General features: G+C 70.7%; 14 protein-coding genes. 6 read left to right on the top strand and 8 right to left on the bottom strand.

Going from position 1 to position 13,473, the window contains the following annotated elements; genetic code table 11:
- Nucleotides 1–2: 2 nt before the first annotated feature.
- The 4 genes from E4191_RS06775 to E4191_RS06760 all read right to left on the bottom strand — a co-directional run bounded on the left by E4191_RS06775 (nucleotide 3) and on the right by E4191_RS06760 (nucleotide 3,585).
- Nucleotides 3–461, bottom strand: coding sequence for a FixH family protein (locus E4191_RS06775; RefSeq protein WP_135312735.1), 459 nt, complete (start codon nucleotides 459–461; stop codon nucleotides 3–5).
- Complete coding sequence (gene ccoG, locus E4191_RS06770) at nucleotides 458–1,873, bottom strand: cytochrome c oxidase accessory protein CcoG (protein WP_135312734.1); 1,416 nt, start codon at nucleotides 1,871–1,873, stop codon at nucleotides 458–460. Before ccoG ends, E4191_RS06775 begins: the two co-directional genes overlap by 4 nt.
- A 75-nt stretch (nucleotides 1,874–1,948) precedes the next feature.
- A complete protein-coding gene (locus E4191_RS06765; protein WP_135312733.1) occupies nucleotides 1,949–2,896 on the bottom strand; it encodes a nickel/cobalt transporter in 948 nt (315 codons plus the stop codon).
- The gene (locus E4191_RS06760) at nucleotides 2,893–3,585 is read right to left on the bottom strand and encodes a DUF1007 family protein (protein ID WP_135312732.1); all 693 of its coding nucleotides are present in this window, start codon (nucleotides 3,583–3,585) and stop codon (nucleotides 2,893–2,895) included. Before E4191_RS06760 ends, E4191_RS06765 begins: the two co-directional genes overlap by 4 nt.
- A 144-nt stretch (nucleotides 3,586–3,729) precedes the next feature.
- Between E4191_RS06760 and E4191_RS06755 the strand changes: the two genes are divergently transcribed.
- From E4191_RS06755 to E4191_RS06740, 4 genes are all read left to right on the top strand, one after another.
- Nucleotides 3,730–4,719, top strand: a complete 990-nt coding sequence (locus E4191_RS06755; protein ID WP_135312731.1) for an alpha/beta fold hydrolase — start codon at nucleotides 3,730–3,732, stop codon at nucleotides 4,717–4,719.
- Nucleotides 4,720–4,786: 67 nt separating this feature from the next.
- A complete protein-coding gene (locus E4191_RS06750) occupies nucleotides 4,787–5,443 on the top strand; it encodes a glutathione S-transferase family protein (protein WP_135312730.1) in 657 nt (218 codons plus the stop codon).
- Between the two features lie 105 nt (nucleotides 5,444–5,548).
- Complete coding sequence (gene parE, locus E4191_RS06745; protein ID WP_135312729.1) at nucleotides 5,549–7,510, top strand: DNA topoisomerase IV subunit B; 1,962 nt, start codon at nucleotides 5,549–5,551, stop codon at nucleotides 7,508–7,510.
- Nucleotides 7,511–7,515: 5 nt separating this feature from the next.
- Nucleotides 7,516–7,842 (top strand): YnfA family protein, encoded by a 327-nt coding sequence (locus E4191_RS06740; protein WP_176562648.1) that lies wholly within the window; start codon nucleotides 7,516–7,518, stop codon nucleotides 7,840–7,842.
- A gap of 25 nt (nucleotides 7,843–7,867) precedes the next feature.
- Here E4191_RS06740 and hemF read toward each other — a convergent pair whose 3' ends face one another.
- A complete protein-coding gene (gene hemF, locus E4191_RS06735; protein ID WP_135312727.1) occupies nucleotides 7,868–8,734 on the bottom strand; it encodes an oxygen-dependent coproporphyrinogen oxidase in 867 nt (288 codons plus the stop codon).
- Between the two features lie 79 nt (nucleotides 8,735–8,813).
- Between hemF and E4191_RS06730 the strand changes: the two genes are divergently transcribed.
- Nucleotides 8,814–9,230 carry a hypothetical protein gene (locus E4191_RS06730; protein WP_135312726.1) on the top strand — a complete coding sequence of 139 codons (417 nt, stop codon included), beginning with the start codon at nucleotides 8,814–8,816 and terminating at the stop codon, nucleotides 9,228–9,230.
- Between the two features lie 88 nt (nucleotides 9,231–9,318).
- Here E4191_RS06730 and E4191_RS06725 read toward each other — a convergent pair whose 3' ends face one another.
- Genes E4191_RS06725 through clpS form a run of 3 tightly spaced genes read right to left on the bottom strand, consistent with a single transcriptional unit; the run spans nucleotide 9,319 to nucleotide 11,454 of the window.
- A complete protein-coding gene (locus E4191_RS06725; protein WP_135312725.1) occupies nucleotides 9,319–10,125 on the bottom strand; it encodes an SDR family NAD(P)-dependent oxidoreductase in 807 nt (268 codons plus the stop codon).
- A complete protein-coding gene (locus tag E4191_RS06720; protein WP_135312724.1) occupies nucleotides 10,122–11,132 on the bottom strand; it encodes a class I SAM-dependent methyltransferase in 1,011 nt (336 codons plus the stop codon). The genes E4191_RS06725 and E4191_RS06720 overlap by 4 nt, the downstream gene beginning before the upstream one ends.
- A 4-nt stretch (nucleotides 11,133–11,136) precedes the next feature.
- Nucleotides 11,137–11,454, bottom strand: coding sequence for an ATP-dependent Clp protease adapter ClpS (gene clpS / locus E4191_RS06715; RefSeq protein ID WP_135312723.1), 318 nt, complete (start codon nucleotides 11,452–11,454; stop codon nucleotides 11,137–11,139).
- 251 nt (nucleotides 11,455–11,705) lie between these two features.
- On the opposite strand from clpS, the gene E4191_RS06710 reads away from it, so the two are divergent.
- Entirely contained in the window at nucleotides 11,706–13,409 is a 1,704-nt protein-coding gene (locus E4191_RS06710; protein WP_228461617.1) for a D-alanyl-D-alanine carboxypeptidase family protein, read from the top strand.
- The last annotated feature ends 64 nt before the right edge of the window (nucleotides 13,410–13,473 follow it).

Genomic DNA, 13,473 nt, shown 5'->3' with positions numbered 1-13,473 from the left:
CCTCAGTTCCCCACGTAGAGGGGCAGGCGCAGGCGCACCTGGGTGCCGTCCGCGGCTTGGGCGGTCAGGTCGGCGTTCCAGTTGCCCGGCGCCAGCCGCGCCTCGGCCTGCCAGCGGCCCGCGGCCTCGGCCTGCAGGCGGGGATGCTGGTCGGCCTGCTGGTGGGTCGGTCGGCGCAGCACCAGGCCCAGGGCCTTGGGCCGGACCCCCTGCCCCTGCGCATCCTGCAGGGTCAGCAGCAGCCGGCCGTCGTCGATCGACAGGGCGGCGGTCCAGCCCAAGGCCATCTGGGCCGCGCGCTCGGCCTCGAACTGCTGGGACGAGATATATGCGCTGCGCGTCTCCAGCCCCGGGAAGCTGCGCACGGCATTGACCGCCATGACCAGGTTGACGCCGATGATCAGGGCAAAGGCCCCGACGGTGACGGCCAGCACATGGCGGCCGGTGAGTTCGCGGGTCATTGGGCGTCCCTTCCGTGAAAGACGGTGGCGATCCGTGCCCGGGCCGCGCTGCCGGGATCCCGGGCGGTCAGGGTGACGGGGCTGGCGCCGGTGCCCGCCAGCGGGCTGCCCGGTGCGGCGGTCAGATAGACCCGGCGCGTCAGCGTCTGGTCGGGGGGAACGGTGACGGCGCCGTCCGTCTCGCCCTCGACGCCCAGGGCGATGGTGCCGGGCGCCTCGACGCCGATCTGATAGCGGACCGGCTCGTGCTGCTTGTTGCGCAGGCGCAGCTCATAGGCGTTGCGGACGGACCCGTCCGACAGGGTGACGAATTGCGGGTTGCGCACCGGCGTCACGCTGAGGTCAATCTGCGACCGCAGGATCAGCGCCGCCGCCAGCAGCACGCCGATCCCCGACCACAGCGTCGCATAGACCAGGGTGCGCGGGCGCAGCACATGGCGCCAGGTGCTGCGGGGCGCGGTGCCCGCGCGCTCGGCCGTCTCGTCGGAGAGGGCCAGATAGCCGATCAGCCCGCGCGGGCGCCCGGTGCGGTCCATCATCTGGTCGCAGGCGTCGATGCACAGCGCGCAGGTGATGCATTCCAGCTGCTGGCCGTCGCGGATGTCGATGCCCGTGGGGCAGACCGACACGCAGGCCAGGCAGTCGATGCAGTCGCCAGCCCCCTCGCCCTTGCCGCGCGGCTCGCCGCGCCAGTCGCGATAGGCGACGGTCAGCGTGTCCTCGTCCATCATCGCGGCCTGGATGCGCGGCCAGGGGCAGGCATAGATGCAGATCTGCTCGCGGGCGAAGCCGCCGAAGACGAAGGTCGTCGCGGTCAGGATGGCGATGGTCAGCCACGCGACGGGCGGCGCCGACAGGGTCGCCAGATCGCGCGCCAGCGTCGGGGCGTCGGTGAAGTAGAAGACCCAGGCCCCGCCGGTCAGCGCCGCGATCACCAGCCAGGTCGTCCACTTGACGGCCCGCAGCCCGGCCTTGTGCAGGGACCAGCCCTGACGGTGCAGGCGGATGCGGGCATTGCGGTCGCCCTCGATCCAGCGCTCGACCAGCAGGAACAGGTCGGTCCAGACGGTCTGCGGGCAGGTATAGCCGCACCAGACCCGCCCGAGCGCCGAGGTGAACAGGAACAGCCCCAGCCCTGCCATGACCAGAAGGCCGGCGACGATGTAGAATTCGTGCGGCCAGATCTCGATGCCGAAGAAGAAGAAGCGCCGATGCGCCAGATCGACCAGCACGGCCTGATCGGGCATGGCCGCGCCCCGGTCCCATCGCAGCCAGGGGGTGATGTAGTAGATGGCCAGCGTGACCGCCATCACCGCCCATTTCAGGCTGCGGTACCGGCCGCTGACGCGCTTGGGAAAGATCGGTTCTCGGGCGGCGTAGAGGCTGGGAGGGTCCAGCGGGGGGGCGGTCATCGGGGGACTCCTGTTGCGCGTCCCGATGTCTAGCCCTGCGCCCGCCGCCCGTCCTTGACCTGCATCAATCCCCGCCTAGAGCAGCACCGCCACCGAGACCGCCGCGATCAGCGCCCCGGCGCCCAGCTGCATCGCCCCGGGCAGCCAGCGCGCGGTCTGCGCCCAGGGGCCCGTCTGCGGCAGCAGCGCGAAGCTGCCCCGCCGCGCCCAGACCGCCAGCCCCGCGACGGCCAGCGTGACCGTGGCGGTGCCCAGGCCCATGGCGAAGGTCCCCAGGATGCCGGTGCCGAAGATTCCCATCCGCCAGGTCAGGATCAGCAGGAACAGGGCCCCGGTGCAGGGACGCGCGGCGATGGAGGCCACGACCAGCAGCCCGTCGCGCAGGGACCGCGTCTCGGCCAGCTGCCGGGGCGTCGGGCCATGCGCATGGCCGCAGCCGCAGGCCGGGCCGTGGTCGTGGTGATGGTCGTGGCCATGCCCGTGGTCGTGGTCGTGGCCCCGCGCCGGTTCCCGTGCGGCCTCATGCCGCAGCATCCTCCAGCCGCGCAGGGCCAGCCACGCCCCGACCAGCGCGACCAGCACGGTGCTGATCCGCGCCATATGCGCCTCGGACAGGTCGGTCAGCGCTTCGCGCCCCAGATCCAGGATCGTGATGCCGCCCCAGACCAGCGCCACCGCCACGCCCGCCTGCGCCAGCGAGGATGCCAGCGACAGCCCCGCCAGCCGGGCCAGCGGCACCTGCGTGCCAAAGCCGTAGCTGCCGATGACCAGCTTGCCATGCCCCGGCCCCACCGCGTGAAAGACCCCGTAGCCGAAGCAGACCCAGACCAGCGAGGCCGTCGCGCCCGGATCGCCCGCCCGCAGCGCCCGCAGCGCGCCCGCCATCAGGTCCTGCGCCGCGCGCTGCTGCAGGGCGGCCCACCGCTCCAGCCCGGTCAGCCCGCCCGACAGCCACAGGGCCATGACGACCAGCCCGGTCCCCAGACCGACCAGTGCCAGCGCGCGCCACGGGCCTCGGATCATGGCGCGGTCCCGCAGCTAAGGCGGACCTCGTCCGCGCCCGCCGCGCCGATGTCGACGATCAGCATCTCGGCGGTCATCGCCCCGTCGGTGTCCTCCAGCCCCTCGGCCACCGCGCGGGCATAGGCGTCGGCGGCGGCGAAGGGATCGCCCACGCGCTGATCGACCGCGCAGTCGGCGCCCCGGATCACGGGCGGCGCGGGAATGGCGAACTGCACGTAATATTCCGGATCGTAGACACGCAGCCGCAGGGGCTGCGCGCCATCCAAGGGCTGGGCCAGCGGCCGCACATGGGCCGAGATCAGCCGCCCCTCCTCGTAGCGTGTCGGCAGATGGCGCGGCGCCTGCAGCGCGACGGGGGCTCCGTCGACGTCCAGAAACAGACGCCCGTCGAACCCCTCCTCCCAATCGGCATCGAAGCCCTGCAGGGCGGCCTGTTCGTCGGGGGTCAGGATACCGTCGCCATCGGGGTCGAGGCCCAGATCCTCGATGATCAGCAGCGAATAGAAATCGTCATAGGCCCATTCGACGGTCACCTGCGTCAGCGCCCCGGCCGGGTCGTAGTCTAGCGCCAGCCCGGCGTCGATGAAGACATGCGGATGGGCCAGCGCCGCGCCGGGCAGCGCCGACAGCAGGGCGGCGGTCAAAATCTTGGCAGGCAGGATCTTGGTGGGCAGGGTCATCGCGGACATGGGCGGCACCTTGGCAATCTTGGCCCGTCCAGTTACCCCCGTCGCCGCGGGCTTGCAAATCACCGCCGCGCCAGAGGTCGCAGGGGCGGAACCCCCGCGCCGGGGCAGCGGTTGCGCCCCGCGCGGCACGGACGGGATGAGACGATGGGCATGGGACGACGGATCGGGCTGGCCTTGGGGATCGCCGTGGCGGGGCTGGCGATGGCCGGTTGCGGCCGTGCCGTCGACGCGAGGGCCAGCGCGCGCGAGGCCGGGTTCGAGGCGCAGTTCCCCCCCACCGGCCAGCTGCTGGACGTGGGAGGCACCACCGTCCACGCCCATGTCGCGGGCGCGGGGCCCGACTTGGTCCTGCTGCACGGGGCCAGCGGCAATACCCGCGATTTCACCTTTGATCTGGTGGACCGGCTGTCGGACCGCTACCGCGTCATCGCCTTCGACCGGCCCGGCCTCGGCTGGACCGATCCCATCGGCGCGCAGACCGCCAATCCCATCGCGCAGGCCGAGTTGCTGCGCGCCGCTGCAGACCAGCTGGGCGTGCGCGACCCGATCGTGCTGGGCCACAGCTATGGCGGCGCCGTGGCGCTGGCCTGGGCGCAGCGGGCGCCCTCGGACACGGCGGCGCTGGTGATCGTCTCGGGGGCGACGATGCCGTGGCCGGGCGATCTGACGGGCTGGTACGCCTTCATCGGCACGCCCTTGGGCGACCGGGTGGGTCCGCCCCTGCTGACCGCGCTGGCGCCCCTGGCGCTTGGCGATGCGATCATGGAGGGGATCTTCGCCCCCCAGCCCGTGCCGCCGGGCTATGCCGAGTATATCGGCGTGGGGCTGGCCGTGCGGCGCGGCAACTATCGCGCGAATGCGGCGCAGATCAGCGGGCTGCGCCCCTATCTGCGCGTCATGGCGCCCGAATATCCGCGCCTGACCCTGCCGGTCGAGATCCTGCATGGCGACCGCGACGAGATCGTGCCCGCCTTCGTCCATGCCGAGCCGCTGGCCCGCGCCCTGCCCGATGCGGCGCTGACCATCCTGCCCGGCCAGGGCCACATGCCCCAGCACGGCGACCCGCAGGCCATCGTCGACGCCATCGACCGCGCCGCCGCACGCGCGGGCCTGCGCCCGGGGGTCCCGCGCTGACGACCCAAGCTGAGGGGTTGCGCATCGCGCCCCCGCGCCGCAGGCTGCACAAAACGAGGAAATCCCCATGCTGATCCTTCACGGCGTCACCCGTTCCCGCGCCTCGCGCGTCATCTGGCTGTGTCACGAGCTGGACCTGCCCTTCCGGCAGGTGCCGGTGATCCAGGCCTATCGGCTGGCCGATGCCGAGGCCGAGGACGCGCCCCTGAACACCCGCAGCCTCGATTTCCTGGCGCTGTCGCCCGCGGGCGCGATCCCGGTGATCGAGGACGAGGGGCTGGTCCTGACGGAATCGCTGGCCTGCACGCTGCATCTGGCGCGCAAGCATGGCGGCCCCACCGGCCCCCAGGACTATGCCGAGGATGCGCTGATGGGCCAGTGGTCGTTCTATGGCGCCACCGCGATCGAGCCCGACGCCCTGACCGTGCTCTACCTGCACGACCGCACGCTGTCGGAACCCGAGGATGCGGGGCTGGTGGCCGAGGCCGCCGAACGGCTGGTCCGCCCCCTGAAGGTGCTGGAGGATCATCTGGCCACCCATGCCTATCTGATCGGCGGGCGCTTCACCGTGGCCGACCTGAACATGGCCGAGATCGTGCGCTATGCCCAGAACTACGGCCCGCTGATGGAACCCTTCCCCGCGATCCGAGCCTGGCTGTCGGCCTGTCAGGATCGCCCGGCCTTCCAGGCGATGTGGGCCGCGCGCCTAGCCGAGCCCGAATAGCAGGCGCGACCCATGGGGGCTGGGCGCCCGGGGGCCACAACCCCTTGCCGCCCGCCCCCGCCGCATGAGATAAGCGCCGCGATCCTTATCAGCGAGCGACCCCCGATGGCCGACGACCTTCTTTCCGGCAACGCCGCCAGCGACGCCTATTCCGCATCCTCGATCGAGGTGCTGGAGGGGCTGGAGCCCGTCCGCAAGCGCCCCGGCATGTATATCGGCGGCACCGACGAACGCGCGCTGCACCATCTGGTGGCCGAGATCCTGGACAACTCGATGGACGAGGCGGTGGCGGGCCATGCCAGCCGCATCGAGGTCGAGCTGCTGGCCGATTACAGCGTCGTGGTGCGCGACAACGGCCGCGGCATCCCCGTCGACCCGCATCCCAAGTTCCCCGGCAAATCCGCGCTGGAGGTGATCCTGTGCACGCTGCATGCGGGGGGCAAGTTCTCGGGCGACACCTACCAGACCTCGGGCGGGTTGCACGGGGTCGGCGCCTCGGTCGTCAACGCGCTGTCGGATCTGATGGTCGTGCAGGTCGCGCGCAACAAGGAACTCTACGAGCAGCGCTTCTCGCGCGGCATCCCGCAGGGGCCGGTGGCGAAGATCGGCGCGGCGCCTAACCGGCGCGGCACCACGGTGACCTTCCATGCCGACGAGGAGATCTTCGGCCATCACCGCTTCAAGCCCGCGCGGCTGATCAAGATGGTCAAGTCCAAGGCCTATCTGTTCTCGGGCGTCGAGATCCGCTGGAAGTCCGAGATCGACGATGGCGAGACCCCGCGCGAGGCCACGTTCCGCTTTCCCGGCGGTCTGGCCGATTATCTGGCCGAGGTCCTGGCGGGTGCCAGCACCTATTCCGACCGCCCCTTCGCGGGCGGCGTCGATTTCCGCGAGAAGTTCGGCGTGCCGGGCAAGGTCGATTGGGCGATCACCTGGACCCCCGCCCGCGACGGCTTCATCCAGTCCTATTGCAATACCGTCCCCACCCCCGAGGGCGGCACGCACGAGCTGGGCTTCTGGACCGCCATCCTCAAGGGCGTGCGCGCCTATGGCGAGCGGGTGAACAACAAGAAGGCCGCGCAGATCACCCGCGAGGATCTGGGCGTGGGCGGCTGCGCGCTGGTCAGCTGCTTCATCCGCGAGCCCGAATTCGTGGGCCAGACCAAGGACCGGCTGGCCACGACCGAGGCCGCGCGGCTGGTCGAGGGCGCGGTGCGCGACCATTTCGACAACTGGCTGGCCGCCGACACGAAATCGGCGGGCGCGATCCTGGATTTCCTGATCCTGCGCGCCGAGGAACGCCTCAAGCGTCGTCAGGAAAAGGAGACCGCCCGCAAGACCGCCACCAAGAAGCTGCGCCTTCCCGGCAAGCTGGTCGATTGCAGCGCCACCAACCGCGAGGGGACCGAGCTGTTCATCGTCGAGGGCGACTCGGCCGGCGGCAGCGCCAAGATGGCCCGCGACCGCACCAACCAGGCGCTGCTGCCGCTGCGCGGCAAGATCCTGAACGTGCTGGGCGCGGCGTCCTCCAAGATGGGCGCCAACCAGGAGATCAACGATCTCTGCCAGGCGCTTGGCGTCAGCATGGGCACGCGCTTCAACGTGGACGACCTGCGTTATGACAAGATCATCATCATGACGGACGCCGATGTCGACGGCGCGCATATCGCGTCGCTGCTGATGACCTTCTTCTTCACCCAGATGCGCCCGATGATCGACAAGGGGCATCTGTACCTGGCCTGCCCGCCGCTCTACCGCCTGACGCAGGGCGCGCACCGCATCTACGTCTCGGACGATGCCGAGAAGGAAAGGATGATGCTGAAGGGCCTGGGCGGGCGCGGCAAGATCGACGTGCAGCGCTTCAAGGGTCTGGGCGAGATGGACGCCAAGGACCTCAAGGACACGACGATGAACCCCAGGACGCGCAAGCTGATCCGGGTCAGCATCGACGACGACGAGGGCGGCGAGACCGGCGACCTGGTCGAGCGCCTGATGGGCAAGAAGCCCGAGCTGCGCTATGAATACATCCAGGAAAACGCGCGCTTCGTGGAAGAGCTGGACGTCTGATCCGGATGCCCGCCACGCTTGGCCTGTACCTGCTGGCGGCCTTGGCCGAGATCGCGGGCTGCTTTGCCTTCTGGGCCTGGCTGCGGCTTGGCCGCTCGGTGCTGTGGCTGGTGCCGGGGATCGCGGCGCTGGCGTTGTTCGCCTGGCTGCTGACGCGGGTCGAGGCGGATTTCGCGGGCCGCGCCTATGCGGCCTATGGCGGGATCTATGTCGCGGCCTCGGTGGGCTGGCTGTGGATGACCGAGGGGCAGATGCCCACGCGCCTCGATCTGCTGGGCGCGGGGCTGTGCATCGCGGGGACGCTGGTGATCGTGGCGGGCGCGCGGGCCTGAGGCGCGGCGCCCGGACCGCCGGCGCCTAGATCCATTTCGCCAAGGGCGGCAGGCTCATCAGCACGGCATCGGCATTGTGGCCAGTTTCCAGGCCGAACTTGGTGCCCCGGTCGTAGACGAGGTTGTATTCGGCATAGAGGCCGCGGTGGATCAGCTGGGTGTCGCGGTCGGCCTCGGTGAAGGCTTGGGTCATGCGCGCCTCGGCCAAGGGCAGGAAGGCGGGCAGGAAGGCCTCGCCCACGGCGCGGGTGAAGGCGAAGTCGGCCTGCCAGTCGCCGGTGTTCAGGTCGTCATAGAAGATCCCGCCCACGCCCCGCGCGCGGCCGCGATGGGGGATGAAGAAATACTCGTCCGCCCAGGCCTTGAAGCGGTCGTAGTAATCGGCGCCGTGGGGCGCGCAGGCGTCCTGCAGGGTGTCGTGGAAATGCGCGGTGTCCTTTGGGTATTCCAGGCAGGGGTTCAGGTCGGTGCCGCCGCCGAACCACCAGGCGCCGGGCGTCCAGAACATGCGCGTGTTCATGTGGACCGCCGGGGCATGGGGGTTCTGCATATGCGCCACCAAGCTGACGCCCGAGGCCCAGAAGCGCGGATCCTCGGCCATGCCCGCCACGCCGCGCGCGGCCATGGCGGCCTGGGCGCGGGGCGCGAGGGTGCCGTGGACCTGCGACCAGTTCACGCCGACCTTCTCGAAGACCCGGCCGCCGCGCATGACCGACATCAGCCCGCCGCCGCCGTCATTCTCGCGGGTGGTGGGGGTGACCTCGAACCGGCCCGGGGCGGCGGGGCCTGCGGCGCGGTCCTCCAGCGCCTCGAAGGCCGCCACGATGCGGTCGCGCAGGGTGTGGAACCAGGTCGCGGCGTCGTGGCGTTGGTCGTCCATGGCATCGGTCATCGGTGATCCGCCTCATTCGTGATTTGCAAACCCGCTTGCGTCGGCGCTAGCATCGCCCGACCCCTTAAAGAGAGCCGTCATGCGCCGCAACACCGCCCTTGCCATCTGCCTGGCCCTGCCCTTGGCGCTGGCCGCCTGCGGCACCCCCCAGGAACGCTGCATCGACCGCAATACCAGCGAGTACCGGACGATCAGCGCGCTTCTGGCCGAGGTCGAGGGGAACCTGGCCCGCGGCTATTCGTGGCAGGAGCGGCAGGTGGTCCGCACCCGGTTCGAGCAGTGCCGCCGCGTCTATCGCGACCGGAACGGCCAGCAGCACGTGTCGACCTATGGCTGCTGGCGCGACTATGTGGACAGCGAACGGTACCGGGTGCCGATCGATCCGGCCGCGGAGACGCGCAAGCGCGACGGGCTGGAGGCGCGGCAGGCGGCCCTGACGCGCGGGGCGCGGGCGGCGGTCTCGGCCTGCCGGGAGGCGTTTCCCGAGGAGGCGTAGCTTGGTCCGGGGGCGTCGCAGGGGGCGGTGCCCCCCATCGCGTGCCGCGATGTCCCCCGGGATATTTTTGCCAAGATGAAGGGTGGGGTCAGAGGATCTGGGCGGTGACCGGGTCGGCCAGGCTGCGGCCGCCGTCGACGGTGACGATCTGGCCGGTCACGAAGCGGGCGCCGTCGCTGCAGAGGTAATGTACCGTCTCGGCCAGCTCGTCGGCGGCCGCGATGCGGCCCAGGGGCGTGCCCGCGATGATCAGGGCGCGGGTGTCGGGATTGTCCTTCAGCGCGCATTGCAACTCGTGCGACATGACGCTGCTGAAGCTGACGCCGTTCACGCGGATGCGGTGCGGGGCCAGCGCCAGGGCCAGGCCGCGCGTCGCCTGTTCCTGCGCGGCGCAGGCGATGGAATAGCCCAGCATCGAGGGGACCGGGCGCCGCGCCGCCAAGGTCGAGATGTTGACGATCGCGCCGGTCTGGCTGGCAGTGCCCTCGCCCTCGGCCTGACGGATCATGCGCTTGGCCACCATCTGCGACAGACGCAGCCCGGCCAGCATGTTCTGGCGCAGCATCTCCTCGAGCGCATCCATGTCGGTGTCCAGGGGATCGCTGCCCCGGACGAAGCGATGCGCGTTGACCAGGATGTCGACCCGGTCGAAGGCGTCCAGCGTCGCCGAGAGCAGATTCGCCATGGCCAGCTTTTCGGCCATGTTGCCCACGAAGCGGCGCACCTGCGTCTGGCCGTCCTCGTAATCCGAGACGACCGAGTTCAGCGCCGCCTCGTCGCCATCGGCGAACATGACCGAGGCGCCGCGGTCTGCCAGGTGCCGGGCGATGGCCAGCCCCACGCCGCGCGCGGCGCCGGTCACGATGGCGGTCTTGCCTTGGATCGAGAGGGTCATCGCCGCCCCGCCTTGCGGGTCGTGGCACTGCCCTTGCCGGCGGCGCTGGCCTCGATCACCTTGAAGCGGGTGTCACCGGCGATCTCGTGGACCTGGCCGAAATGCTGGGCCAGCACCTGCTCGTAGGGCAGGTGGCGGTTGGCGACCATCCACAGCTTGCCCGCCCCGGTCAGCAGCCGCGCGGCGGTGGCGATGAAGGCGGCGCCGAGGCGCGGGTCTGCCTCGCGCCCCGCGTGGAAGGGCGGGTTCATGATGACGCCGTTCACCGGCTCCTTCAGCGTGAAGTCGCGGGCGTCGGCCCAGTGGAAGCGCGCGCGCGGGTCCGTGACATTCCGCCGCGCCGAGGTCAGGGCGGCGTGGTCGGCCTCGACCAGATGCAGCTCGGTGACGCCCGCGCGCGCCAGGGCCTGCGCCGACAGCCAGCCCCAGCCCGCGCCCAGATCGACGATCCGCGTGGGCAGCTTGGGCGGCAGGTGATCGGCCAGCATCCGCGAGCCGGGATCCACATGGTCGGCCGAGAAGACCCCGGGCAGCGTCACGAAGCCGGGCGCGACCTCGCGGGCGCGGGCCTGCCACGCCTCGGGCAGGCCCTCGGGCGGCAGCGTCAGGCGGAAGATCTTGCCATGCGCCTTGCTGATGACATCGGTCACCGGGGCCAGGGCGCGCAGCTCCTTGAGGATCGCGTCGGCGCCGTCGGTCTTCTGCCCGTCGACCCAGAGGGGGGCGCCGGGGGCCAGATGGGCGGCGGCCAGCGCCAAGCGGGCCCGGGCGGCCTCCTTGGCACGCGGCAGGCGCACGATGGCGGCGTCGAAGGTGCCGTCGGCCGAGGGCGCCACGCGGAAGCCGCGCGCGGCCAGGCCGTCATGGTCGGCGACATGGCCCTGCACGATGGTCAGGTGCTGCAGGAGAAGCGGGGACAGATCCTCGGCGGCGGTCGCGCCGATGAACAGGACCTCGCCCCCGGGATGGCCATCCGGAAAGGCCAGATCCAGTCGTGATTGGGTCACAGGGTTACTCTTTTTCCATGGTGCATTGCAGGGGATGCTGCTGGCGGCGGGCCAGTTCCATCACCTGGGCGACCTTCGTCTCGGCCACCTCGTGAGAGAAGACGCCCACCACCGCCACGCCTCGGCGATGCACGGTCAGCATGATCTCGATGGCCTGGGCGTGGGTCATGTTGAACAGGCGTTCCAGCACATGGACGACGAACTCCATCGGCGTGAAGTCGTCGTTCAGCAGCAGGACCTTGTACATGGGCGGGCGTTGGGACTTGGAGCGCGGCTTGACCGCCAGGTCGGACTGGTCGTCGGGCTTGTCGGGTGCGGTCATCCAGTGCGTCATCGGCGGGGGTATTCCTGAATGCTGCGGGCCTGAAGATGGCCGGTACCGGCCCTCGGGGTGAAATATAGCGCAAACCGCCCCGGATGAAAGCCCCCCGCGCGGAAGGCCGCAGTTCCCGCGGAAGATGAATTTAGATGGAATGCACGGTTCCAAGGAAAAAACTCCCGTGCTATTCTGAGTTCATTAACGACGGGTGTGCGACAAACGACGCGCCCGCTTGAGGCAGAGAGACAGTGACAGTGAACAGATTTCCCCAAGTCTTCCGGCTGCTGCGTCAGGCCGTGCTGGCTACCCTGCTGCTGTCGCTTCCGGCAGCCGCAGCGCCCTTCGCGGCCTATGTGATGGATGCCCGGACGGGCCAGCCCATCTATCGCCAGAACGCCGACACCCGGCTGCATCCCGCGTCGCTCACCAAGATGATGACGCTCTACATGGCCTTCTCGGCGATCGAGCGGGGGCAGGTGCGGCTGGACTCGCGCTTCACCATCTCCAGCAAGGCCGCCAACGAGCCGCCTTCGAAGCTGGGCCTGCGCGCGGGCCAGCAGATCGAATTGCGCTATCTGATCCGCGCCGCGGCGATCAAGTCGGGCAACGATGCCGCCACCGCCCTGGGCGAGGGGCTGGCGGGATCCGAGCAGGCCTTCACCCAGCAGATGACGCAGATGGCGCGCGCCCTCGGCATGAACAACACCCAGTTCCGCAACGCCCACGGGCTGACGCAGGAGGGGCATTTCTCGACCGCCCATGACATGAGCATCCTGGGCCGCCACCTGTTCTACGATTTTCCCCAGTATTACAACCTGTTCTCGCGCCGGACGGCGGATGCGGGCATCGCGCAGGTGACCGCGACGAACCGTCGCTTCCTGGACGACTATCCCGGCGCGGACGGGATCAAGACCGGCTATACCCGGGCGGCGGGCTTCAACCTGACCGCCTCGGCGCAGCGCGGCAACAAGCGGCTGATCGCCACGGTCTTCGGCGGCACCTCGACCGCGCAGCGCAACCAGGTGATGGCGGAACTGCTGGACAACAGCTTCCCCCGTGTTCCCGACCGCGTGCGCGAGGTCAAGCCGCAGCGCCCGCGCATGCTGGTCCAGGCGACGACCCGTCGCGCCCAGGTTGCACCCAGCCCCGCCGCGACCCAGCCCGAGCCGCAGCGCATGGTGCTGCAGGCCTCGCCGCCGCCCTCGGTCCGTCCGGCCGCCGCGGCGGCGCTGGTCGCGGCCGCGCCCGCAGCCCCCGTGCCGTCGGCGGTGGACCTGACCGAGGCGCTGCGCCGTGCAGGCGCCACGGCCCCTGCCCCCACCGCCCCGGGCATTGCGCTGGCCGCCAGTTCGCGTCCCCGCGCCCGGCCCGGCAGCGCGCCGGCCAGCCCCGCCGCCATCGAGGAGGCGATCGCGACCGCCGTGGCCTCCGATGCGGCCCCGGCGGCCTCGGCCAGCCTTGCGGCCCCGGTGTTGGCCGCATCGAACCGCCCCGCACCCTCGCCCCGCCGCAGTGCCAGCACGGCCGCCGTGGCCGAGCCCCAGCAGGTCGCCGCAGCGCCCGAGCCTGCCGCCCCGCAGCCGCAGGCAGCCCCGGGCAGCCTGTCGCTGGACAGCTCCAACGCCCCCCGCCCCCGGTCCGAGACGGTGATTCTGGCGGCGATGGGCGAAGGCGATCTGGGCGGTCCCGAGGCGCTGGAGGTCGTGCGACGCCCGACCGACAGCGGCCGCCACTGGGGCGTCTCGCTTGGCCTGACCACCTCGCAGGTCGAGGCCGACCGGATGCTGCTGGGCCTGGCCCTGCAGGACGGCAACCTCTTCGGGTCCGCCAGTCGCCATGTGGCGAACACGAACCGGGGCTTCGAGCCGCGATTCGGCAACCTGTCCAAGGGCCATGCGGAACTGGCCTGCGAACGGATGCGCAGCCGCTCGCGCCCCTGCACGGTCGTCGGGAACTGATCCACAGGTCTCTCGCCTTGCGCCTCGCCCTTGGAAAAGGGCGGGGCGTTTTCATGTCCGGGGA

The organism is Paracoccus liaowanqingii, from assembly GCF_004683865.2.
Classification (GTDB): domain Bacteria; phylum Pseudomonadota; class Alphaproteobacteria; order Rhodobacterales; family Rhodobacteraceae; genus Paracoccus; species Paracoccus liaowanqingii.
The sequence above is the reverse complement of the archived record's forward strand: the minus strand, read 5'-3'. Positions and strand labels throughout refer to the sequence as shown.